This is a genomic window from Pediococcus siamensis (assembly GCF_047220215.1).
Classification (GTDB): domain Bacteria; phylum Bacillota; class Bacilli; order Lactobacillales; family Lactobacillaceae; genus Pediococcus; species Pediococcus siamensis.
The window spans coordinates 181,510-203,619 of record NZ_CP178375.1 but is presented as its reverse complement, the minus strand read 5'-3'; the positions used below and the strand labels follow the sequence as shown (position 1 = coordinate 203,619).

Below are 22,110 nucleotides of genomic sequence, written 5' to 3'. Positions count from 1 at the left end.
GGTCCCTCTTTTCATATTTATGGCAAAATCACCTTCATTTATACCATTTATCACTATGCCTTAGTGTAGCATGAACCGCATCCAGACCAAAATCATTATTTAGACATTAATTAAACTTTAAAAATTGTATAATGAAGTGAAAGCGATTCAATTCACGCAATTACAGAAAAGAGGAACCCCCATGACTGAAAAATACGAATGGCGCACAGCCGAAAAAGAAATTTATCCAAATAAAAAAGCCGCAACTATTGTAACGTTGCCGCCACAAACTTTTATTACCCTTAGCGGTACTGGTAATCCTAATGATTCAGATTTCGGTAACCGGGTAGCAGCACTTTACGCTATCAGTTACGCTATCAAAATGGCGCCTAAAAAGGGGATTCAGTTCCCTAACGCTTTTGATTACACGGTTTATCCCTTGGAGGGCTTCTGGACACTACCAAAAGATTATCATCAGGAACAACTAGACAAAAACCAGCTCATTTATCAAATTATGATTAAACAACCGGACTTTGTCACTCCCGCCGTTTTTGCACAAGCTTTAGAATTGGCGGCTGGCAAAATCACACCTCAGTTACTGAATCAACTCAGTTTGGAAACAAAAAAAGAAGGCACCGTGGCGATGATTCGACACGTCGGCGCCTTCGCCAATGAACCGGTCACTTTTGCACAGCTGGCAGACTTTCTGGAACAACAGGGATACCATCGTACCAGCAAAGCTCATAAGGAAATTTATCTTTCAGATTTTCGCCGTGTCGCCGAAGAAAAACGTAAAACTATTCTTAGGGTCACGGTTGCCAAAAATTAATTTCAAAACCACGGTTGGAAAAATTTTTCCAGCCGTTTTCTGTCTTTACATTCAAAAAATCACAAGCGGAAACGGACTGCTTTCTTGTTCACCTTTGACACCTAACCGATCAAGTGGTCGGCCATGTGATTTTTAGGTTGTCGCTCCTTACCTTAGCAATTTTTAATGCGTGGCCAACAGCGGATCGCTTGAAGTTCAATCTTTTTCTTACACGTGTGCCTTTTAATGTTGGTCATGGTGAATCTGCGCTAATCGCTTAGCAATTTCTGGATCGTGCCGTTGTAAGTCCACATCTTGCTGCTGGTTTAATTTCTGAATCTCCACCATTTCCGCTGAACTTAATTGAAAGTCAAAGCTGGCAAGATTTTCACGCATTCGTTGCGGATGAACCGTTTTAGCAATTGTCACAATCTGACGTTGGCTCAACCATTGTAAAATAACTTGCCCGACCGACTTCTGATGTTTTTGAGCGATGGCAACCAAATGGGGTTCAGCAAAAATTCCTTGTTTACCTTGGGCAAAGGGGGACCAAGCTTCCACCGTGACTTGTTTTTCTTGTAAATACGGTACGGTCGTTAACTGCTGGCGCCACGGATTAACTTGAATCTGATTAATCGCCGGGAACACGTGGTTAAAGTAGCCTAATGTCATGACCTGTTCAGCACTAAAGTTAGACACGCCGATGGCCCGAATTTTGCCGGCTTGGTATAATTCCTCTAACGCCCGCCATGTGCCATAAATATCACCATACGGCTGATGGATGAGATAAAGATCCAAATAATCTACTTGTAAGTACTGACAGGAACGCTCAAAGGCTTTTTTAGCAGCTTCATATCCTGTGTCGGTGACCCATAATTTTGAGGTAATAAAAAGTTGGTCACGAGGAACCTGGCTGTGCTGAAGTGCACGTCCGACGGCTTTTTCATTGTAGTAAGATGCTGCCGTATCAATCAGTCGATACCCCGCCTGCAATGCATTTTGGACTGCCATTTCACATTCTTGGGCATCCCAGATTTGAAAAACACCGAAGCCATGAATGGGCATTTTAACCCCGTTATTTAAAAGTTGGTAAGCCATCTTTCTCCTCTTTTCATAAAACTAAATCACTAATTTTTTGAAAAGCTTGTTCACAACAAAATTCGCGGAAATCATTGCGTGATAAATCGGGTTGTTGAATCTCATAAGCATCCGTTTGTCCCTGGAAATTGATTCCAATCCAAGCAGTTCCCGCTGCTTGTCCTTCTAAACTGGCCGGACCGGCAGCACCAGTAAAGGAAATGGCAAGATCCGTTTGCAAATTGTGTTGGGCGCCGTTTGCCATTGCTACCGCTACTTCATAACTCACCACACCATATTGTTGAATCACTTCTGCAGGTACCCCCAACAGCTGCGTTTTTATCTCATCAGCATACGTCACGAACCCCCCGCGGAAAATGGCGGAACTTCCGGGAACACTCGTAATTTGTGCTTGGAAGAGACCGCCAGTGAGACTTTCGGCGGCCGTAATGGAAATGTTTTTCTCAATTAAAGTTTCAACAATGAAATGTGCCAATTTATTGGCCATTTTGATCAACTCCCGTACTTAGTGTTGGTTTCAGTTTACCGCGTTTTTTTCAAAAAACCACCTCAGAACAAAAAACAATCTTTAATTGGAAATGATACCGGACATTTCTAACTAAAAATTGCGTGAGACTTTTAATTCACTTTTTTAACCGAAAGTTATTTTCTTGAATCGCCGTCACAATCGGATGATGGGCAAAATAATCACTAATGAGCTCGGTCATGTCGATTGGCACTTCACGAATGATCTTGGCTGCTGAAAACATGGGGTAATCACCGCCACCAACGCCACGATATTGGTTTAAAGCAATTTCTAAAGGTTGTGCGTCTAAAACGGGCTGACCATGATAACTTAGAGCCAATAATCGTTGACCCACAGGTTTTCGCAGATCGAACGCATAGTTAATGCCACTATAAATATCGTAGTTATAATATTGTAGTTTTGGCTCCCGAAATTTTGCAGCTACTTCGATTTGCTGAGCTGAATTCAGCGTAAAAAAGCTGGCACAGCGCTCCAAGGCCTGTTTTAAATCGGCACCGGTAATTTTCAACACCACAAGTGTATTTGGATAAACATAACTATTCACGATATTTCGCATCGAAACCAGCGCTTCATAACCCAGCACCTCATCATTAAAGAGCGCCGTTGCGGATAAATCGGTTTTGGTGGCCGCCATTTGAACTTGGTTGACAAACGTTAAATAGGGATGTCCTGCCATTCTGGCTTGCATGGGATCCGTAATCCGCATGTTCCCCGCGATTTGGCCGACCGGCTGGTCCAACCAGTCTTCCACTTCATCCTGCAGCCCCTGGGTCAACTCTAGGAGCTGTCGATCTGGTGGTGTCGATTTCAGACTGAGCAAGCGGGCCCACTGCTGACAAACCTGCCTCTTTTCATTTAATTCTAGTGTAATTGCCCCGATAAATTGCGCTTTATCAGCTGGTTGAGTTACTGGCACGCCCTGACAGATGGTCGCAATTTCACGATGTTGATGCCCGGTTACCAGCGCATCAATCCCCGGAACCTCTGCTAAAAGCTGGTAGCCTTCATTTTCGCCTGTTTGGCGTTCACTGGCATCACCGGTTTGGAGATCTCGTTCAAAGCCACCGTGATAAGCCACGATCACAATATCCACCAGTTTACGTAATCGAGGAACCCACTTTTTAGCAGCCTGCACTGCCGACTTAAATTGCCACCCGAAAATGTGGTCGGTTTCCTCCCAATGGGGAATGTAAGCCGTGGTTAACCCAAGGATGCCGACTTTAACCCCATTTTTGGTCAAAATTTGGTACGGGGCATCAATGATATCCGCCCCTAGTGGCTGTTGCACGTTTGCTGCCAAGATTGGATAGTGCCGTCCTTGTTCACATTCAGCTAAATACGTTTGACCATAATTAAATTCGTGATTACCCAAAATGCCGGCATCATACCCGATTGCATTGGTCAGTTGTGTGTAAATTGGACGCCAACGAGCTTGCTTTTTGGCCGTGTAATAGGTGAGTGGCGATCCCTGAATAAAATCGCCGTTTTCAATCGTAATCACCCATTCGTCTGAAGCGGCCTGTTGCTTTAGCTGCTTAATTTTAGCAGCAGCTTTCAAAAGACCATAATTGCGCTGATCCTTTCGCTGACTATAATTTGTTGGGTATAGATAGCCATGCACGTCACTTGTGGATAAAATTGTAAGTTTCATTCTTTACACCAGCCGTTTCCGTAACGTTCCTGAGACATAATCAATCAAGGTCACCGTAATAATGATCCCAAGGAGAATAATTCCCACTCGCGGCCACGTACGCGTTTGAATGGCAAAGAGCAGTGGGGTTCCAATTCCGCCAGCACCCACCATGCCTAGAATTGAAGCTGACCGGACTGCAATTTCAAAACGATACAAAGTGTAAGATAAGAACTCTGGTAGCACAGTCGGTAACGTCGCAAATACCAACGTTTGTGTCCGATTGCCCCCGCTGCTCATTAGGGCTTCACTAGGTCCTAGATCCATATTTTCAATCGACTCACTGAACAGTTTGCCCAACATGCCGATTGAATGAATGCTGACTGCTAGGACTCCGGCAAAGGATCCGGGGCCAACCGCTTTAATGAACATGATAGCGAGGACAATTTCTGGAAACGTCCGAATAAGGGTCAAGACGAGTTTTCCGGTGGTCGAACGCACATGCCAGCGCGCCGTTTCATTCCGTGCTGCCCAAAATGCAAACGGGACACTCAAAATTGCTGAAATAAATGTCCCCAAAAAAGCCATGGCGAGGGTTTGTAAAATCAAACTGACCAGATCCTCACCGCTGCCATCATAGACGTACTGCCAGTCGGGATGAAAAATCCCGTTTAAAATGGAACGGGAGACCTCCCCGGCAGAATCTTTGATACCCGTGAAATGGACGCCCGTAAATCCCCAAATGTAAATTATAATGACCAAAGCAACCCAAAATAGCCATTTATACCGTTTGGTACGCTGTCCAATTTGTTGATTTAAGCTTTCCTGATTCATAGCAATCGCTCCCTTAATGTATTACTGAGGCCATCAATAATCAGCACAACGACTAAAATTCCCAAAATAATTATAGCCGTTTGTGCATAAGCAAATTGATCCAAAGAGCGTTGCAGATAAACCCCGATCCCACCGGCACCTAAATAACCTAGCACCGTTGAGGCCCGGACGTTAATCTCAAAAGTATACAGGAAATAACTGACAAAATAGTTAAAGACCTGCGGAATTACCGCAAACACAACAACTTGAGTCTTGCTGGCACCGGCCGCTTCCAATGCCTCGAGGGGCCCCTCATCAATCGTTTCAATGGCTTCATAAAAAAGTTTTGAAATCATACCAAAGGAAAAAATAGCTAGGGTAAACACACCGGCAACCGGGCCGATTCCCACAATTGCCACAAACAGAGCTGCCAGCATCAAATCCGGCAAGGTACGCACTAAATTTAAAATGAACCGGATAACGCCGCGTAAAAATTTATTTTTCACAATATTACGGGCCGCAAGCACCGAAAACGGAATTGCCACTAGCGTCCCCACGGTCGTGCCAATGAGCGCCATCTGAATAGTTTCTAAAATCGGCTGAATAACCAAATGCGTGTATCCCCAATCAGGATGTGCCATTTGTTGTAACAATGCCATAAACTGACCGAAGTTAGCAAAAAACATCACAAAATCGACATCCGTTACTTTGGCGGTCACAAATACCAGCCCCACGAACAAAACTAACCAAGTCAGTGATTTAACGTGATATTTCTGAATGAAAGTACGTTTCGGGACCGTATTCATACCTGAGCCTCACTTTTCTTAACAATGCTAACCGGCTGATAGATCGCATCCAGATCTTTTTCTGTGACGCGCGCAATTGGTTCATCATAAACCAATTCACCGCCACGCAGCCCAATAATACGGTCGGCAAACCGGCGAGCCAGCGAGACAGAATGCAAATTGACAATCACAGTAATGTGAAACTCCTTATTGAGTCGTTTAAGGTCATTCATCACAGATTCGGTTGTCAGCGGATCTAGTGACGCAATTGGCTCATCAGCCAAAATAATCTTCGGGTCCTGCATAAAAGCCCGTGCAATGGCCACTCGCTGCTGCTGTCCACCCGACAGTTCATCGGCGCGGCTATATAATTTTTCACCCAACCCAACCCGCTGTAAGGCTTCAACCGCCTTCTGTTTATCCGCTTTAGAGAATAGCCCAAGGGTACTTTTCCAAGTTGAGTAATACCCAACACGTCCTGAGAGCACGTTTCGCTGCACACTAGAACGTTTTACCAGATTGAAATTTTGAAAAATCATGCCGACACTGCGGCGAAGGCGGCGCAGTTCTTTACCTTCCAAATGTACAATTGATTCGCCATCTACTAAGACCTCACCAGAAGAGACATCGTGCATCCGATTAATTGTGCGCATCAACGTACTTTTTCCCGCCCCGGAAAGACCAACAATCACCAAAAATTCTCCTCGGGGAATCGACAAATTGATATCTTTGAGGCCTACAGTTCCGTTTTGATAAGTTTTTGAAACATGCTGAAATTCAATAAGTGGTTTTTCTTTCATCATTCAAAACTCCTTCGGGTCTACACTTTCTGGTATTGGTGAATAACTGATACCAGTTTTTATTTTGAAAAAAAAAAGGACATTTGCCCTCTTTGTGTTACGATTTAATCGCCTAATAAAATCGAAAAGAGGAAAAACAAATGTCCCTAACTAATTCTATCCTAAGCCTATTCGAAATAACAGACCCTAATTTAACTGTAACTGAGATTACTAAGGAACATTATCCCAATGGGCAACACGTTCATGTCGTTCACGCTATCCTTTCCTATCAACTTTTAAAATGTCCTCATTGTGGCCATAAATCTCTAATCAAAAATGGAACTCACATTGGCCATCTAAGATTGGGAACCTTATCAGGTGGACGTTATGAGATGCAGCTAAAACGACAAAGATATCAATGTAAACGGTGTTTAAAAACCTGTGGTGCTCAAACTAACCTCGTTAAACGTAATGAAACTTTTACGCATAATGTGAAACATCAAGTAATTGTTCTGGCTCGGGATATGCTGACCAGTAAAGAAATCGCTAAGATTTGTGGGATTTCACCAAGTAGTGTTCAACGCATTTTAAATGCGAATATTCACTTAGCTTATCGTGTTAAAACACTCCCCCAAAATCTTTGTTTTGATGAATTCCGTTCCTGTAATCATCTAATGTCCTTTAACTGTTGCGATGCCGTTAGTCATCGCCGCATTGTGATTCTTAAGGATCGCCTTAGTAAGGATATCATTGATTACTTTGAAGCTCGCTATTCAGTTCAAGAACGTATGAAAGTTCAAACAATCACCGTTGATATGAATGCTGAGTATGCTGGCTTTATTCATCGGTTATTTCCTAAGGCAATAACCATCATTGACCGTTTCCACATTATTCAACTTGCCGGTCGGGCACTGGATAACGAACGTACACGTGTGATCCATACTTTTCAAGATAAGCATTCCCGAGTTTATCGCATTCTAAAATCTCAATGGCGTTTGTTCCATTTGGCAGAAGAAAAGGTCAATGATACTAAACTTATCTATTTACACGGTATCAACGAATACATGACCCAACAGAACGCCATTGACCTAGCCTTAGATGAATTTCCAGAATTTAAAACTGTGTATCAAACCTATCAAGGAATTCTAACAGCCATTCAACAAAAAGATGCGGTTGGATTTAAAACCTTGATTGCCAACTACAAGGCGGCTGGCAACCAAATGGATATTACTATCTCAACTTTAATAAAGAATGGTCCTGCTGTTCTCAATAGTTGTCGTTATCCGTATTCCAACGGTCCTATTGAAGGACTAAATCGTAAAATTAAGGTGTTAAAGCGTAGCTGTTTTGGTTTTCAAAATATTCATAACTTTTTCATTCGTATCAGTTTAATTTATGCGTAAACAAAAAAAGCACATTCACCGAAGTGAACATGCTTTTCAAAAATCTCCACCAATACAATTTGACAGAGACCCTTTCCTGAATAAGAAATTTTCGCGTGCTGCGTCACAACCACTGTTCGCCATCCCATCAAATTACCCCCTTGCTTTGAAAACGTTTGTATGCTATCATGCAATTGTTGAGTTTGACACACTTGACGCTTAACTATACTGATTTGACGGTTTGAGTTAAAATCAAACAAAGCTTTTATGCTGAGTTTTATCTTTTGAGCTCGTTAATGCGAGCCATACATATCTTTAAGAAAAGCTATTGCAGGAGTTACCCGACAATAGCTTTTCTTTTTTCTACCCAATTTTATTTAATTGTACTCGCTTTTCAAATAGCCCCGTCGGAGATTGATAAATTAATTGTGCATTCTCTCCCAATGTAATTCCAGATGCCTGTTGCATGAATCCAAAAGAAGTTTTCAACCCTAGCAGCTTCAAATCAGTGAACGTCGCATTTGCATGCAGGCCTTGCAAAATGCGTATTAAGATAGTCCGCTTTCCAACTTGAATAAGTTTTCTATCTTTCCATTGGTCCTCAACTGGTAATTCTAGAAAGACATCTCGGCTGGCATTTAATTTACTTCTAAACTGATTAATATCGTACATCGGGAAAAATTTATTTATCTTTGCCATTATTTCATCGAAAGCAGCAATTAATCGTTCATTGTCCATGTCTATCGGCAATTTTTCTTTTTTATCCTTTGGTTGAACATTATTAATTGCCTTAATCGCGTCATTTGAAAGTACTAACTGTTGTGCATTGTACCGATAAGTATCGCTCCCGATCATAAAAAGCTTTCCTTCGTCCAAAACCAATTGCTGATACTTAACTCGTGGTACCACAATTTCAAAATCATCAACAGATTGGGTAATTTTTCCGGTCTTTCTGTTTTTCTTTTGATGGGTAAATTCGGGACGCAGAATCTCATAAAGGCGATCTAACTCTTCTTGAGAACCATGCTCAACATTTGCCAATTTAATCAACGCCGTAGTCGGCACCCCAACGACCTTATAAGTTGTTTGTTTGCCCTTCATAAGCTTCACAATTGCCATGTAAGCCAACGTCCGTGACGTATATCCACCATACAATTCAGTCGGTTTATCTGCTTTAAGTCGAATTAATTTCTTTGTTCCACGCCCACTTGCTTTATCATCGCTCGCTTTATAAACCGTTTGATTATAAAGCGCGCCGTGCCGCTCGCTGACTTCATGTGAAACCAAGATCTTCTTGTAGCCAAATAACTTCCTAATATAGTCAAGATCCGCCTTTTTATTCCACAGAGGCTTGCCATTCTTCTCATCTACGACTTCTTTCTTATATTTCAAATCATATAAGAAGTTGAACCGTCGCAATTTTCTTTCCTTTTGTGTAAACTTCTTAAAGTCACCATAGACAAAATAGGACTGCAATTTTGGATAACGTTTCAGTAAATAATTACCTTCAAAAGCCGCCAAATAAGCATCAAACGCGTGATGATAATCATTCACATCCCGGTTCTTAAGCAGTTCAAAATCATTCCGCATTTGGTGCGATAAATCAGCTTTAATGGAAATGATTTGCGTATTCTGACTTTTATATTTATCCGCTAAAATATTAGTTGCCAGCTTAATCACCTGACGCGTTTCCACGAGTTGACGATGGATAAATCCGTTTTCTGTGTTTGCATTAATGCTGTCGGGATTGAACATCAGATGCCGATACTTTTCTCTCGTAATGAGTCCCTGTACCAACATTTGTTTCCACCATCCAGCTTGTGCGAAACCAAAAACCGCAATGGGAACATTATCCGCTTTTCGTAAGTTATTTTCCTTACTCGTTAACACCCTATTATTTAACGAATTATCCTTTATAAAAGCTTGTGGCAAAATATGATCAATATCATATCTAGTAGACAGATTATCAATACTAATTGGTTTCCCGTCATAGACATCACGGCCACCTTGCAAAAAGTACAGGTATAATCGATCTTTAAAGTCACGCCTGTCCTTAATCGCATCTTTCAATTCTTGACGAATCGAGGCTGATTTCAAGATCTCGTTCGTCACTTTCTCATACACCGCCTCTAATTGACGTTGTCGTTGGACCGAACGCTGCGGATTGCGTTCCTCTCCTCGTGCAAACTCGACGTGAATTTTTGCCGGTGCTTGCCCGTGCATGGCATCTTGAATATCCTTCACCACCAGCAGCACTTGGCGAATCGCTTTTTTATTCTGTGGTGAGGTGTACAAATCAGAGATCAATTCTTGCGGATTACTAGCCGCTGTTGCTCCAGCGTTAGCTTCATTTATCAGTTTCGCAAAATCAACGTCAGCTTGAATCTGCATAAAGTTTTCATTCGAATTCCACAAAACATCCATAATATTTTGATGATTGCCATTATAGAGATCCAACAGCAGTTTCCGGGAAAGTTTACCCCATCCTGATAGCGCTTGGTTGCCAGCTGTTCTTTTTCAGTCTCACTTAGCCAATCCAATTCATTTAACTTCGCCAGATAAATTTTCTTGTCTTCAAAAACGGTTGACCATTCAGCAATTTTTTCAAGATCCGCTTGTTTATCATTGGCTTCTACAACGTCTTTACCTAAAATTTCACGGAAGTCATTATAGGTACTTAGACTACTATTAAACTGTTTTTCATCAGAAAGTCCTTCCACAAGCGGCCGCTTATCAAAATCACCTTCGTCCAGCAAATAATCCTGCAGCCGTTTTACCGTTACATTTTTAACCTGTTTGAACAAATTATTGAAAACTTTTTGTTTTAAGGCAACCGAAATCAACGAGTGATCTAAACGTACCTTATTCAGTTCGTTTAAAACCTCGAATTTTTGATACAGTAAACTCTGAGCCGGCAAAACGTCTTCACCCAATAGGTAAGTATCGGTGGTCGTCATCCGTTTAATAAATTGGTTAGCAGATTGCATGCGGTCTACTTTTTCATCAAAATTCCACGGCGTAATCTGACCAGGTGCTTTACGAATCATCCACGCAAACGCAGCCCCCGACTGGTCCTTTTGGTCTTGCTGCGTAATCATAGGTCCCACATAATACGGTACGCGAAAAGCAACTAGCTCATCCAACTTGTACTTGGCCACGTTGCGACGCGCTTCATTGGGATTTAACTCTGCCAACCATGGGTAATAGGATTTTTGATTCTCAATAATCTGGTCTAGTTCCTGTTGCTGTAATTGGTGCGGAATTGACCCATTTGCCTTGGTACGTTGTTTAGGCATGAAATTCTCCTGTTCGATTAACTTTTGAATTTCCTGGGCCTTAGGCGAATCATCCAGATTGTTCTGAATTTGTTTATAGAAATCATCTTGCGGCAGCTTTTTCCCTTTGACACCGTCAATATAGCCATCATAAGCCGCTCGCAATGCTTTCACCTTTTTGGGATCGGTCTGTTCATCAATGTAGCGTTTCAAGAGTTTCAGATGTACTTTGTGTTGGTCATATTTTTGCACCATGGCTTCCGAAAGGGTTAACCCTTCAGGAACCACCGCCGCTAAGGTAATTCCAAAATACAAATCGTGTAAAATCTCTAAAATTTCGTGCCCTTCATCCGTAATCTGACCATCAATCTTGGCTAAATCATCGTCAAAACTTTCCGATTCAAACGTTAAGGACCAAGCTTTGGCTGCTCCTTTATCGACATCCACATTTAAAAGAACGTTAAACTTTGCCTTGTTTCCAACAATGGCTTTTAAAAGTTCAGTTGCTACTGCCTTGTGCTGCTTTTCGGCTTCCTTATCCTCTGTTGTTTGATAGATCAGTGGTGTTAATGTTCGCTGACGGTCAGCCTTACTGCGTTTGTGATCTAACAAAACGTCTTTAACTTCGGCCAAATTATCTAACCGAAGTTCCAGTGGCGCTTCCGGCAGCACGCGTTGATAAATTTCGTTCAGTGCTTGAAAACGTTCGTCTAATTCTAATTTGCCCACCTTGAAGCCGTTGGCCGAAGCACTATTTAAAAAGTGCCCACGGAATTTGACAATATGATGAACAGCCAGATAAATTTCACGTAAATCAAATTGGCGTTGTTCGGTCATTAAGGCGTGGCGTAAATGATAAATGGTCGGATATTGATCGTAAAATGCTTTATCCGTCCGGTCATTAAACAAAATGTCGCCCGAGTACTTTTTGTTGTGGTCCTTCGGCGAGAGATTGGATTGTTTTAAGCGCATAAAAAAGGCTTCGTCCTGCGGATTAATATATGGTTCAAATATTTCCCGTAGTAATTTTAATCGCCAGCGGCGCCTGCTCAATCGACGACGGGTTGTCCTAAAGCTTCGCCGATCAGCGGCTGGCTGGCCTTCAGAAAACAACCGCACCCCAATCGCATTTTCCCCTTTAACGCGGATAACCCGATTTTTTTCGTTGATAACTGCGAACCCAATTGAGCTGGTCCCAATATCTAAACCAATACTGTAAGGCTGTTTTTCCATTACAATCTCCTCCATAATTCCAATTTTCAGCGTTAAACCGCAAACAGCAAAACCGTCACAAGAACCTGCCGTTTCAATGTTTATCGTTTTTACTTTTAGTTCAATAATATAATTATATAATAGCGCTAAGGTACACGCTTTCAAAGACCTTTTTACAACTTAGTTCGTGTATGTACCGTCTTGATATTCTAAATGTGTACGGCTTACTGTATAATAAATGTAATCGGATACAACAGTCGTCAACAGAGGAGTTGTAATCATGTTACAGGTAGAAAATCTAAATAAGCGATTCGGCAGCATGCAAGCTGTCAAAGACGAGAGTTTCACTATCCAAGACGGCGAAATTTTAGGACTGATTGGGCAAAATGGCGCTGGTAAAACCACCACCTTTCGGATGATCCTCGGTCTGTTAGCACCGGATTCGGGAACCGTCTTGTGGAATGGTCAGCCGTTTTCCCGCAAAGTTCAGGACACCGTGGGCTTTTTACCGGAGGAACGGGGCCTTTATTTAAAAATGTCGGTAGAAGAGCAGGTCTGTTACTTTGCCGAATTACGGGGTCAAAAGCCGGCTGTGACTAAGGCCAAACTACCAGAGTGGATGGCCCAATTTGATGTTAAAGGGAAGCCCACCGACAAGATCAAAGACCTCTCCAAAGGTAATCAACAAAAGGTTCAACTAATTGCCACGCTGATTCACGACCCCAAACTTGTGGTTCTCGATGAACCTTTTAGTGGGTTGGATCCCGTCAATGCAAGTTTACTGGAAGCCGGGATTGAACGACTAAAGGCCCAAGGAGCGACCATTATTTTTTCTTCACATGATATGGGCAATGTCGAAAAAATTAGTGACCGCCTCTTGATGCTGCGTCAAGGAGAAACCGTCTTAAACGGCGCAACTAATGCAATTCGCGAAAGCTTCGGCGATACCCGGATCTTTTTACAATCGCCACTGAGTCAGACCGAATTACTCGCCATTGAGGGGGTCACGGCTGTGAAAGAAAATCACGGTCGCTTTGAGCTCACGTTGGCCGATGCCAGTGTGGGGCAGACGGTGTTTGCTGCCGCTACTAAAAATGGCTATATCAAAGAATTTTCTCAGCAACCGCCAACCCTGGATGAAATTTTCCGACTGAAAGCAGGTGTTTCTCATGAATAAGTTCTGGGTAGTCTGTAAACAAGTCATTCGTAAAAATATTAAAAGTCCCACGTACATTGTGCTATTGCTCATGCCCATTATCTTTTTGGCGGGATTTATGAGTATTGCCGTCCTCAAGAACCACACCGCCAGTACGCCGCAAATCGCCATTGTGGCCAACAACCCCCAGCTACAAACGGCTCTCCAAAAAAGTGATGCCAGCGGCGATTACAAAGTAAATTCCGCGATTACGACCAAAGCCGCTGCCGAACGGGCACTGGCAAACTCACGATTAGATGGCTATCTTAATGTGACCTTGAAGGGACATTCCGTTTCTGCCGTTTACAAGTCACGAACTAACGGCAACGTATTAGATACAACTACGCTGAAAAACACGGTCAACACGTTAAAATGCAACAAACTGCAAACCGCCTTGGCCTCAACTCAAAACAACTCGCCGACCTTTTTACGCCAGCTAAGTTTTCCACAAAAGCCGTCACCTATGCTAACGGTAAACAGCAGGCACAAAAAAACAATCAACAGCTAATTAACCAGATTTTAGCCATGATTGTGACCATTCTCATTTACTTATTTATGGTCAGCTATGCCAGCCTCATCGCCCAAGAAGTCGCCACCGAAAAGGGCTCACGAATTATGGAAATTCTGGTCAGCAGTGTTTCACCAAAAATCCAATTCTTTGGAAAGATCACCGGCATGTTCTTCTTAATTATCCTACAAGTTTTGGTTACCGCCGTTTGCGGGGTGATTGGCATAAAGTACATCAGCCATAGCGTCCAATTCTTAAAAGAACTGGATCTTAGCCAAATTCAACCCCGGATCTTACTTATTTTAGGCCTCTATTTTGTTCTGGGTATCGCCCTCTACACAATTCTAGCGGCCGGTTTAGGTGCCTTGGTCTCTCGTTCGGATCAGGTCAGCCAAGCTGTCTCACCGCTAACTATGATTGGCCTTGTGGCGTATGGTGCTTCTTTTGTTGCCATGAATTCCAACACGTTACTCGTTAAAATTGGCTCGTTTATCCCCTTCTTATCGCAAAGTATCATGCCAGTTCGCTATGCGGTTGGAAATGCCACTTTTGGGGACGCCGTGATTAGCCTTCTCATTCTGGCGGTTACCACGATCATCGTAACGCAATTCACAGCACACCTTTATGCCAGTCACGTCTTGGATTATTCCGAACGCAAACTTTGGGATCGGATCCTTCACCGCAGTTAAGCAGCCATTTTAGTTTTGCTTTGGTAAATTTTGCTGTAAAGTAAACTTAATAAAGATCAAAGGAGGCTTTTAATTTATGCAAATTTCAGTTCCCATGGAAAATGGGCTCCTATTGGACAAATACGGAAAATATGCGCCCAAAACTGCTATCTATAACGATAATCCAGCTGTTTCTTTCCCTATTACTATTCAGGACGTCCCGGAAAAAGCTAAAACCATTGCGTTAACCCTAGTTGATTTTGATTCAGTGCCAGTCTGCGGCTTTGCCTGGATTCATTGGACCGCCGTCAATATTCCGGCCGATTCTACCATCGTCATTCCAGAAGACGCCAGCCAAAAAGGCAGTATTGCCATGGTTCAAGGAAATAATAGCACCGCGGGACCTCTGGTGGGCCAAACCGATCCATTAACCACCCGTCACTACGTTGGTCCCACGCCACCTGATAAAACCCATGAATACTGGTTGACTATTTATGCACTAGATACAGAATTGAATTTATCAGAAGGCTTCTGGTTAAACGAATTCTATCATGCTGCCAAAGGCCATATTCTGGAAAAGCAGCGGCTAACCATTCCTAGTCGGGCTTAATTTAAAAAGAGAATTAAAAAAAGATGGTTTAACTTCGCGATACCCTAAAAAGCCGAATGATTCAAAGGACGAATCATTTGACTTCCGTCGTTCATCTAAGAAGGCTGCCTTTTCTCCGTTTTTAACTATTAAAGTTCGGAGACCAGTAGAAGCTGGGAGACTTTTCTCAGCTTCTATTTTTATGGATTTAACTGTTTCTTACCACCTTTAAGTTAAGCTTTAAGTCCTTAATTTTTTCTTATCGAAAAGCCCACAAAAGGTTCACAGATTTTTAAGTTCGGTTTAACCTTAGCTCCTTATACTTAGTATATTAATTCAATTTATATGAATAGGAGCGATGCTTATGTTACTCACAAATCAAGATGTCTCAGTCTTAGAAGTTCAAATTCTCGGTGTTTACCACTCCAAAATTGAAGTCAAAACTATTTCTGGAGAATATCTTTTTGCTTATCCAACGCAAACCCAAAAAACGGACCCCCTATTTTGGCAATCACTCAAAGATATCATCAAAGCTAAACTTTGGTTGCCCATCAATAAAAAAATGCATCACCTTATTGATTCTGACTGGCTCTTACCTTCAAATGCTTAAAATTCTCGGCGCGCTTGAATCAAGCTCGTTAAAAAGTGTTTAATTATCTGCGCATCCCCATCTGTAAATTCTGTAAGTGCTGATAATGCTTGTTGGCGCAAGCGCTGGTGTAATTCCAGATGTGCTTTCGCTAGGCTTTCTCCTTGTGCTGTTAAACGTAAATAAACGGTCTTTTTATTGGGCTGCTGATGAAACTTCTCTAGTAAGTTTAACCTTGCCAAATGATTAATGCGGCGTGACGTGCCGCCTTGAGAAATCTCAATTGCAGCCACCACCTCACTAACGGTTCTCTGTCCGGTCAATAAGACATCTAAAATATCCAAATCATTGTGCGTTAAATGATGTTTTCGTGGATCGCCTGCCAAATTGGCATGTTGGGCGATCCATTTTTCGTGTTGATTATGAGTCTCTGCCGCACTAATTCGATGCAGCAGGTGATCAATCTCATTAAATTCTGTCTCATTCATAGTTTTATCCTCCATTTATATATTACCAGTAATTTATCCTTGACACCAGTAAAATTAAGCCTTATATTAAATACATTACTAGTAATATAAAATTAAAAAGGATTGATTTTTATGAAAGCATTAACGATTAAAAATTTTGAAACAGCGCCACAATTTACGACGACAGCCCCAACTCCCGTTACTGACGCGACTTATGACACCTTAATTGATGTTTTAGCGGCGCCAATTGAAAATTTCGACAAAGCCAACGCTAGTGGTCGCCACTATTCTAGTACCTATTGGCATCCCGCTTTCCCAAGCATTCCCGGCGCTAGCGGCATCGGTCGGCGAGTAGACAACGGTCAACTCGTGGCCTTTCCCGCTCGCACCCTAAAACCGCGTTTCGGTTCCTTTGCTGAACAAACGGTCGCAAATAAACAGTTATTGCTACCCATTCCTGAATCTACTGCGATATACACGAGCGTGGCTGCCGCCTCTTCTCTTTTGACTAGTGTAGCTCCTTTAAAATTCAGTTTAGCAATGCGTCCCGGAACAACTGTATTAGTCAACGGTGCAACCGGCTTTGCGGGACAATTGGCGATTCAAACCGCGAAAAGCTTCGGGGCCGGCGAGATTATCGGTACTGGCCGCAATCCCGAACGCCTAGCAACCTTAAAGAAGCTTGGGGCCACCCAAACGCTCTCTTTAGCCAATGACGACGCAACGATTGCCAAAGATTTGGCCAAGCTAGAGATCAAAGGCGATCTGATTATTTTAGACTACCTATGGGGACATCCCATTGAACTCATTTTACAAGCCATCGTTCCCAATAGCTTAGCCATGAAACGCGCTACTTCTTTGGTTTCAATTGGGGCCATTGCGGGTCAAAACATTACCTTGCCATCCAAAGCATTACGAACTTCTGGCCTCCAGATTTTAGGCATGCAGACCCCTAAAGTGATGCAAAATCCACAAGCCGTTTACAAGGCTGTTTGGCAATTAATTAATTCCGGTAATATTCAAGCAAACGTCAACACCGTCTCCTTAGAACAGGCTGCCACCTCCATTGATTGGTCAACGCCGGTTCCCAGTGGTGTACGCACGGTTATCAAATTTTAGGCCTTCAGATTAGTGGCACGTTTTTCTCGAACGGAGTAAAATGGGGGCAATTCATTTACAAGAGAGGCCGCTCATGTCAGAACCCTATTTTAATGAAATTACCGCTGAAGGTTATCACCATATTGAAGCAGAAATTACCGCGTTAAAATCACAACGACCAACGCTCATCAAAGCTTTGGCCGAAGCCAGTGCTCTGGGTGATCGTTCTGAAAACGCCGAGTATACTTCTGCCAAACGCGATCTACGTCACTTGGAAAGCCGATTACACTTTTTAAATAAACAGTTGCAGTACGCCAAAATTGTCACCCCCACCGATGACGCCGTTGTTGAAATCGGCAAACAAGTCACCGTGACGTTTGTGGATGATGGTGAACAGGAAACCTATCAAATTGTGGGTAAGCAAGAAGCCGACATTAAGGCTAATAAAATTTCCCTTGTTTCACCGCTCGGCGCAGCCTTAATGGGTAAAACAAATGGTGATGTGGTCAGTGTGCAAGCACCAAACGCGACTTATCAAGTTCAAATTGTTGCGGTTACATTATAAATTACAGAAAATATTTTTTAAAAGTCGTGATCTACTTCTTTGGACCACGGCTTTTATTGTTAGGACCTATTATTTTTAATACGCGGTAAAAGTTCCCTGCTCAACATCTTTCAAATAAGTCCGTAAGTTCTGGAAAAAGGCGGCAGGATTATCGCGACTGTGTGAATGACCACTGTTAGGTGTCAGGACAAAACGTGCATTCGGCAAAGTCTGCTGCATCCGTCGCGCGGCGTCAAGTGGCATCGTATCATGATCGCCAAAAGTTAATAACGTCGGCACGGTAATCTCGTGCAGACGTGCGCGCACATCCCAGCCATTGAGTTTTCCCACCATAACAAACTCATTATTTCCTTGAAAATAATTATACACGGCCGTTGCCAAATGCCCGCCCGTCAAATGTTTGCGTGCTTCCGGATTACGCACCGAAAAGTTACTATCTAAAACATGCACGAGTGCTTGATACTCGGGATCAGCAAATTGCTCCGCTTTTTCGATCGCTTCCATGTAGGAAACCTGAGCCGCCGTCAACGTTTCTCGGCGCAGTTGGTTGACATGGGGCGTGTACTCCTCAATATTATCAATCATACTCATGATGATGAGCCCCTTTAAGTGCTGGCCATACTTAAGTGCGTATTCTTGTGCAATGAGTCCACCCCAAGAATGCCCCAACAAATAAAAATGATCTAGTCCTAATTTTTGCCGAACTTCTTCAATTTCATCGATGTAATAGTCAAAATTTAAAAACTTCTCGCGGTTTTCTGGTTGCGAAAAGTCCGGTTGATCGGAAAAATACGAACCTAATTGATCATACATGCTTACCCGGACTCCCAGTGATTTCAAATGTTCATCAAAGTGCTCAAATTCTTCGTGAGTCCCACCTGGTCCGCCGTGCAGACAGAGCAAGTTGATGTCGCCAGTGCCCACTGTCCGTGTAAATAAGTGATAGCCGTTATCTAAAGTTAAAAGATGTGTCCCGTTTTTCATTTACTTGACCTCCTCAAGGCTAAAAAAAGACCATCAGTCAGAATAATCTAACCGATGGTCCTAAAAAATTGCTTACGCAAATATCATTAGCAAGCTAAGAAGGACGATTCACCGGCAGGCTTCTTAATCACGCTAATTAAAATAATAATTAAACTGGATGTTTGCCTATGCATATAAATCGCCTTCTTTTCACTAAGTTATCGTTATTATGCAACGATAAAATGAGAAAGTCAATTGTTTTTTAATTTGTTTTTAATTTTACCCTTGCGTCCGATTGTGGAAATGGTCCGGAGCGGCATCAGGCATTTCATTTAAGGTTGCCATATCCGCGGCACTAATTTCAAAATCTAATTTGGCATTTGCTTCAATATGGGCCTGCCCAACCGCCTTTGGTAAGGGTAAAACGCCATTTTGTAAACAGAACCGCAACGCTAACTGTGCGACGCTCACGTGATACTTTTCAGCCAAGCTTGCCATCTCGTTATTTTGCAGTAATCCCCCAGTTGCTAACGGGGAATAAGCCTCAACCAAAATATCATTTGCTTTTGAGAAACTTGTGATTTTTGGTTCGGTAAACCCGACGTAGTACTGAATCTGGTTAACCATTGGTTTTACTTTGGCGTGAGCCAAGATATTTTCCAAATCGCCAACCGCAAAGTTAGAAACACCAATGGCTTTTGCGCGGCCACTCTCGTAGATATCCTGCATAGCTCGCCAAACCTCAAGATTGCCTTGATCGTAGTTCTGACCAGCTTGTCCCCATGGCCATGGCGCGTGGACTAGGTAAAGATCGACATAATCGATAGCCAATTTCTTATAAGTACTCTCAAAATCGGCCATTGCCTCGTCATAAGATTTACTCTCCGCGGGTAACTTAGAGGTCACAAAAATCTGGTCACGTGGAATTCCAGAATCACGCACTGCACGCCCCACATCGGCTTCGTTTCCGTATGCTTTTGCAGTATCAATATGACGATACCCCACTTTCAAAGCATTCAAAACGGCTTGATAAGCCACAGCGCCCGCAGGAGTTTGCCAGGTACCAAAACCCACTTTAGGGATCTTAACCCCATTTGTTAATTCAAATGTTTCTGTTAAAACTGACATCATTCGCCCTCATTTCCCTAATTTAATTGCGCGGCTAGAATCCTCGCAAAATAAATTGTACGCGTTTTCTTATCCAAGGTCGATTAATAAGGCTCGACCTGGTAAAATATAAGCAATAAGATAATTGTGAAAAGAGAATAAGCAATGTTAGATAAATATCATCAACGACTGTTAGCCGCCGCCGTTTTAATTTTAGTCATTGGCATCTTGAAACCATTTCCTGTTCAACTTCTGAACACGTTGTGCTGGATTCTAGGGGCCGTTTTAATCGTCTTGTTACTCATTTCTAGTCACCAAAAAAATAAGTAGGGCAATTAGACCCGTTACCGGTTGGAAGCCCAGCCATTTTAGCGTATGATGTGGTTAGTGAAAGGAAGTGAACCCCATGACCCAAATTATGCCCATGAACGCGCAACAAGCAAATGCCTATTTAAATTGGCAGTATCCCGAACCGTACACATTTTACAACTTCCCGCCCTCAATTAGTCGCAGTGAACTGTTAAATGAAATTTTAAATGGCAACAGTGATTATTTTTCGGTGCTTGATAAACAGGACCGTCTATTTGGCATCTATGAATATCAATTTCACAACGGCATCATGGAAATTGGTCTGGGGATTCGCCCCGAGGACACCGGCAAAGGTTACGGCGAACAATTCGTGAAACAGTGTATTGCTTTTGGACAGCAACATTACCACTATTTCAGTAAAATCACACTAGAAGTTGCCAGTTTTAATCAGCGCGCCATTCACCTATATCAAAAAATGGGGTTCAAAAAAACGAGTGAACGTGATGCTCACCCGTTTGGAATTCCCACAACTTTTATCAGTATGACCCTTAATAATCCCACTTAAAACTAGCATGGCGGTTTATGAAACGCCCACCATGTTAGTTTTTTGTTTAATCTCTGGCCAGCCAACTCAAAGAAACAATGAGAAAGAGCCAGACAAACAACTCCAGCCAACTAAACTTCTTTTTCGTAATTTCAACTTTGACATGCTTTGTATCAATTAATTTCATTGCTAACTTCCTTACTTAACTCTTGGGGATTCTAGGGTATCTCATTTTTCAGCACACAAGAATTGGAAATTTTGCTCGCTGGGAATCGGTTTATTTACCGATAACTTCATTTTTTCGGGGGATCGAATCCATGGCGCCCAGTTTTTGAACGGTCAATGACGACGCCAAATTAGCGAACTCAATAGTCTCTTTGATATTACTCAAATCTGGAACAATCTGGGCTGCAATGGCGCCAATGAAGGTATCCCCTGCGGCAGTCGTATCCACTGGTACCACTTTATGCGCGGGAACCAACTGGGACTTGTCTTGGACATCATAAAAGACGCCGCGGGATCCTAATGTAATCACGACATTAGCAATTCCCATCTCCCGAAATTTTGCCGCCGCCTGTTCACAATCTTGCTCAGTTTCCACTTTTAATCCGGTCAATGTGGCAGCCTCTGTCTCATTGGGTGTGATCATATCGGTCAAAGCAATCAGCTCAGCCGGTAATTCTGGCAAGGCCGGTGCGGGATTTAAAATGGTCAATGCGCCAGCTGCTTTGGCTAAACGAAAGGCTGCTATAATCGGCTCCAAATTTGTTTCCAACTGGGCCATCACAATTTGAGAACGCTGGACATTTTCTTCATCAGCCACAACGGCTGCCACCGAATTTAATTTGTTAGCACCGCCTTCGACCATGATGGTATTGTGACCATCTGGCTCTAACATAATAAATGCCTGACCGGTGTTAGCTTGCGAGACAACCCGCACCCCACTGACGTCAATACCTTCAAGTTCACATTTATGACGCAGCATTTTACCAGCATCATCGTCGCCGATCGCTCCGATAAAATGCACAGCTGCCCCTAACCGCTGGGCCGCAACGGCTTGGTTAGCGCCCTTTCCTCCAGCCGCTTGACTGCTGGGCTTCAATAAACTGAGTGTTTCTCCTTGCAAAGGAATGTGGGCAACCGGAATGTGGATGTCCATATTCAAACTGCCGACAACCGTCACGTAATTTGTCATGGCTACTCCTTCTTTATTAGCTTTCA

Annotated in this window: 21 protein-coding genes and 1 pseudogene; 11 read left to right on the top strand and 11 right to left on the bottom strand. The window is 42.8% G+C overall.

Annotation, left to right across the window (positions count from 1 at the left end):
- Window positions 1–181: 181 nt before the first annotated feature.
- A complete protein-coding gene (locus tag ACLJJ6_RS00945) occupies window positions 182–808 on the top strand; it encodes a GyrI-like domain-containing protein (protein ID WP_412989604.1) in 627 nt (208 codons plus the stop codon).
- Window positions 809–1,030: 222 nt separating this feature from the next.
- On the opposite strand, the gene ACLJJ6_RS00940 is transcribed toward ACLJJ6_RS00945, so the two are convergent.
- From ACLJJ6_RS00940 to phnC, 6 genes are all read right to left on the bottom strand, one after another.
- Window positions 1,031–1,885 carry an aldo/keto reductase gene (locus tag ACLJJ6_RS00940; protein WP_412989603.1) on the bottom strand — a complete coding sequence of 285 codons (855 nt, stop codon included), beginning with the start codon at window positions 1,883–1,885 and terminating at the stop codon, window positions 1,031–1,033.
- A 13-nt stretch (window positions 1,886–1,898) separates the two neighbouring features.
- Complete coding sequence (locus ACLJJ6_RS00935; RefSeq protein WP_412989602.1) at window positions 1,899–2,372, bottom strand: CinA family protein; 474 nt, start codon at window positions 2,370–2,372, stop codon at window positions 1,899–1,901.
- A 136-nt stretch (window positions 2,373–2,508) separates the two neighbouring features.
- Window positions 2,509–4,062 (bottom strand): bifunctional metallophosphatase/5'-nucleotidase, encoded by a 1,554-nt coding sequence (locus tag ACLJJ6_RS00930; RefSeq protein WP_412989601.1) that lies wholly within the window; start codon window positions 4,060–4,062, stop codon window positions 2,509–2,511.
- A 3-nt stretch (window positions 4,063–4,065) separates the two neighbouring features.
- Window positions 4,066–4,875, bottom strand: coding sequence for a phosphonate ABC transporter, permease protein PhnE (gene phnE, locus ACLJJ6_RS00925; RefSeq protein WP_412989600.1), 810 nt, complete (start codon window positions 4,873–4,875; stop codon window positions 4,066–4,068).
- Window positions 4,872–5,660, bottom strand: a complete 789-nt coding sequence (gene phnE / locus ACLJJ6_RS00920) for a phosphonate ABC transporter, permease protein PhnE (protein ID WP_412989599.1) — start codon at window positions 5,658–5,660, stop codon at window positions 4,872–4,874. The genes phnE (ACLJJ6_RS00925) and phnE (ACLJJ6_RS00920) overlap by 4 nt, the downstream gene beginning before the upstream one ends.
- Entirely contained in the window at window positions 5,657–6,439 is a 783-nt protein-coding gene (gene phnC / locus ACLJJ6_RS00915; protein WP_412989598.1) for a phosphonate ABC transporter ATP-binding protein, read from the bottom strand. The genes phnE (ACLJJ6_RS00920) and phnC overlap by 4 nt, the downstream gene beginning before the upstream one ends.
- A gap of 140 nt (window positions 6,440–6,579) precedes the next feature.
- On the opposite strand from phnC, the gene ACLJJ6_RS00910 reads away from it, so the two are divergent.
- Entirely contained in the window at window positions 6,580–7,821 is a 1,242-nt protein-coding gene (locus ACLJJ6_RS00910; RefSeq protein WP_412988180.1) for an ISL3 family transposase, read from the top strand.
- A 342-nt stretch (window positions 7,822–8,163) separates the two neighbouring features.
- On the opposite strand, the pseudogene cas9 reads toward ACLJJ6_RS00910, so the two are convergent.
- Window positions 8,164–12,308: pseudogene (gene cas9, locus ACLJJ6_RS00905) on the bottom strand (type II CRISPR RNA-guided endonuclease Cas9).
- A 259-nt stretch (window positions 12,309–12,567) separates the two neighbouring features.
- Here cas9 and ACLJJ6_RS00900 point away from each other — a divergent pair.
- From ACLJJ6_RS00900 to ACLJJ6_RS00880, 5 genes are all read left to right on the top strand, one after another.
- Complete coding sequence (locus ACLJJ6_RS00900; protein WP_412989597.1) at window positions 12,568–13,464, top strand: ABC transporter ATP-binding protein; 897 nt, start codon at window positions 12,568–12,570, stop codon at window positions 13,462–13,464.
- Entirely contained in the window at window positions 13,457–13,990 is a 534-nt protein-coding gene (locus ACLJJ6_RS00895; protein ID WP_412989596.1) for an ABC transporter permease, read from the top strand. Before ACLJJ6_RS00900 ends, ACLJJ6_RS00895 begins: the two co-directional genes overlap by 8 nt.
- Complete coding sequence (locus ACLJJ6_RS00890) at window positions 13,990–14,679, top strand: ABC transporter permease (RefSeq protein WP_412990399.1); 690 nt, start codon at window positions 13,990–13,992, stop codon at window positions 14,677–14,679. The genes ACLJJ6_RS00895 and ACLJJ6_RS00890 overlap by 1 nt, the downstream gene beginning before the upstream one ends.
- Before the next feature lie 76 nt (window positions 14,680–14,755).
- Window positions 14,756–15,268: a YbhB/YbcL family Raf kinase inhibitor-like protein gene (locus tag ACLJJ6_RS00885; protein ID WP_412989595.1), complete on the top strand. Its 513-nt coding sequence runs from the start codon at window positions 14,756–14,758 to the stop codon at window positions 15,266–15,268.
- Window positions 15,269–15,611: 343 nt separating this feature from the next.
- Window positions 15,612–15,857 (top strand): hypothetical protein, encoded by a 246-nt coding sequence (locus ACLJJ6_RS00880; protein WP_412989594.1) that lies wholly within the window; start codon window positions 15,612–15,614, stop codon window positions 15,855–15,857.
- Here the strand turns inward: ACLJJ6_RS00880 and ACLJJ6_RS00875 are convergent.
- Entirely contained in the window at window positions 15,854–16,324 is a 471-nt protein-coding gene (locus ACLJJ6_RS00875) for a MarR family winged helix-turn-helix transcriptional regulator (RefSeq protein ID WP_412989593.1), read from the bottom strand. The genes ACLJJ6_RS00880 and ACLJJ6_RS00875 overlap by 4 nt on opposite strands.
- Window positions 16,325–16,435: 111 nt before the next feature.
- Here ACLJJ6_RS00875 and ACLJJ6_RS00870 point away from each other — a divergent pair, with 111 nt between their 5' ends.
- Together ACLJJ6_RS00870 and greA are read left to right on the top strand one after the other, a co-directional pair.
- Entirely contained in the window at window positions 16,436–17,422 is a 987-nt protein-coding gene (locus ACLJJ6_RS00870) for a zinc-binding dehydrogenase (protein ID WP_412989592.1), read from the top strand.
- Window positions 17,423–17,495: 73 nt separating this feature from the next.
- Window positions 17,496–17,966: a transcription elongation factor GreA gene (gene greA / locus ACLJJ6_RS00865; RefSeq protein WP_412989591.1), complete on the top strand. Its 471-nt coding sequence runs from the start codon at window positions 17,496–17,498 to the stop codon at window positions 17,964–17,966.
- A gap of 75 nt (window positions 17,967–18,041) precedes the next feature.
- Here greA and ACLJJ6_RS00860 read toward each other — a convergent pair whose 3' ends face one another.
- Both ACLJJ6_RS00860 and ACLJJ6_RS00855 read right to left on the bottom strand, forming a co-directional pair.
- Window positions 18,042–18,950, bottom strand: a complete 909-nt coding sequence (locus ACLJJ6_RS00860; protein ID WP_412989590.1) for a proline iminopeptidase-family hydrolase — start codon at window positions 18,948–18,950, stop codon at window positions 18,042–18,044.
- Window positions 18,951–19,208: 258 nt separating this feature from the next.
- Window positions 19,209–20,057: an aldo/keto reductase gene (locus ACLJJ6_RS00855; RefSeq protein ID WP_412989589.1), complete on the bottom strand. Its 849-nt coding sequence runs from the start codon at window positions 20,055–20,057 to the stop codon at window positions 19,209–19,211.
- A gap of 144 nt (window positions 20,058–20,201) precedes the next feature.
- Between ACLJJ6_RS00855 and ACLJJ6_RS00850 the strand changes: the two genes are divergently transcribed.
- Window positions 20,202–20,366, top strand: coding sequence for a hypothetical protein (locus tag ACLJJ6_RS00850; protein ID WP_412989588.1), 165 nt, complete (start codon window positions 20,202–20,204; stop codon window positions 20,364–20,366).
- A gap of 76 nt (window positions 20,367–20,442) precedes the next feature.
- On the top strand, window positions 20,443–20,910 hold the full coding sequence (locus ACLJJ6_RS00845; protein ID WP_412989587.1) for a GNAT family N-acetyltransferase: 468 nt from the start codon (window positions 20,443–20,445) through the stop codon (window positions 20,908–20,910).
- Between the two features lie 256 nt (window positions 20,911–21,166).
- Here ACLJJ6_RS00845 and rbsK read toward each other — a convergent pair whose 3' ends face one another.
- Window positions 21,167–22,084: a ribokinase gene (gene rbsK / locus ACLJJ6_RS00840; protein WP_412989586.1), complete on the bottom strand. Its 918-nt coding sequence runs from the start codon at window positions 22,082–22,084 to the stop codon at window positions 21,167–21,169.
- Window positions 22,085–22,110 lie beyond the last annotated feature (26 nt).

Bases quoted from the DNA above. Each gene is read 5' to 3' on its own strand.
- ACLJJ6_RS00945 (WP_412989604.1), top strand. From the start codon at position 182: ATGACTGAAAAATACGAATGGCGCACAGCCGAAAAAGAAATTTATCCA.
- ACLJJ6_RS00940 (WP_412989603.1), bottom strand. From the start codon at position 1,885: ATGGCTTACCAACTTTTAAATAACGGGGTTAAAATGCCCATTCATGGC.
- ACLJJ6_RS00935 (WP_412989602.1), bottom strand. From the start codon at position 2,372: ATGGCCAATAAATTGGCACATTTCATTGTTGAAACTTTAATTGAGAAA.
- ACLJJ6_RS00930 (WP_412989601.1), bottom strand. From the start codon at position 4,062: ATGAAACTTACAATTTTATCCACAAGTGACGTGCATGGCTATCTATAC.
- phnE (WP_412989600.1), bottom strand. From the start codon at position 4,875: ATGAATCAGGAAAGCTTAAATCAACAAATTGGACAGCGTACCAAACGG.
- phnE (WP_412989599.1), bottom strand. From the start codon at position 5,660: ATGAATACGGTCCCGAAACGTACTTTCATTCAGAAATATCACGTTAAA.
- phnC (WP_412989598.1), bottom strand. From the start codon at position 6,439: ATGAAAGAAAAACCACTTATTGAATTTCAGCATGTTTCAAAAACTTAT.
- ACLJJ6_RS00910 (WP_412988180.1), top strand. From the start codon at position 6,580: ATGTCCCTAACTAATTCTATCCTAAGCCTATTCGAAATAACAGACCCT.
- ACLJJ6_RS00900 (WP_412989597.1), top strand. From the start codon at position 12,568: ATGTTACAGGTAGAAAATCTAAATAAGCGATTCGGCAGCATGCAAGCT.
- ACLJJ6_RS00895 (WP_412989596.1), top strand. From the start codon at position 13,457: ATGAATAAGTTCTGGGTAGTCTGTAAACAAGTCATTCGTAAAAATATT.
- ACLJJ6_RS00885 (WP_412989595.1), top strand. From the start codon at position 14,756: ATGCAAATTTCAGTTCCCATGGAAAATGGGCTCCTATTGGACAAATAC.
- ACLJJ6_RS00880 (WP_412989594.1), top strand. From the start codon at position 15,612: ATGTTACTCACAAATCAAGATGTCTCAGTCTTAGAAGTTCAAATTCTC.
- ACLJJ6_RS00875 (WP_412989593.1), bottom strand. From the start codon at position 16,324: ATGAATGAGACAGAATTTAATGAGATTGATCACCTGCTGCATCGAATT.
- ACLJJ6_RS00870 (WP_412989592.1), top strand. From the start codon at position 16,436: ATGAAAGCATTAACGATTAAAAATTTTGAAACAGCGCCACAATTTACG.
- greA (WP_412989591.1), top strand. From the start codon at position 17,496: ATGTCAGAACCCTATTTTAATGAAATTACCGCTGAAGGTTATCACCAT.
- ACLJJ6_RS00860 (WP_412989590.1), bottom strand. From the start codon at position 18,950: ATGAAAAACGGGACACATCTTTTAACTTTAGATAACGGCTATCACTTA.
- ACLJJ6_RS00855 (WP_412989589.1), bottom strand. From the start codon at position 20,057: ATGTCAGTTTTAACAGAAACATTTGAATTAACAAATGGGGTTAAGATC.
- ACLJJ6_RS00850 (WP_412989588.1), top strand. From the start codon at position 20,202: ATGTTAGATAAATATCATCAACGACTGTTAGCCGCCGCCGTTTTAATT.
- ACLJJ6_RS00845 (WP_412989587.1), top strand. From the start codon at position 20,443: ATGACCCAAATTATGCCCATGAACGCGCAACAAGCAAATGCCTATTTA.
- rbsK (WP_412989586.1), bottom strand. From the start codon at position 22,084: ATGACAAATTACGTGACGGTTGTCGGCAGTTTGAATATGGACATCCAC.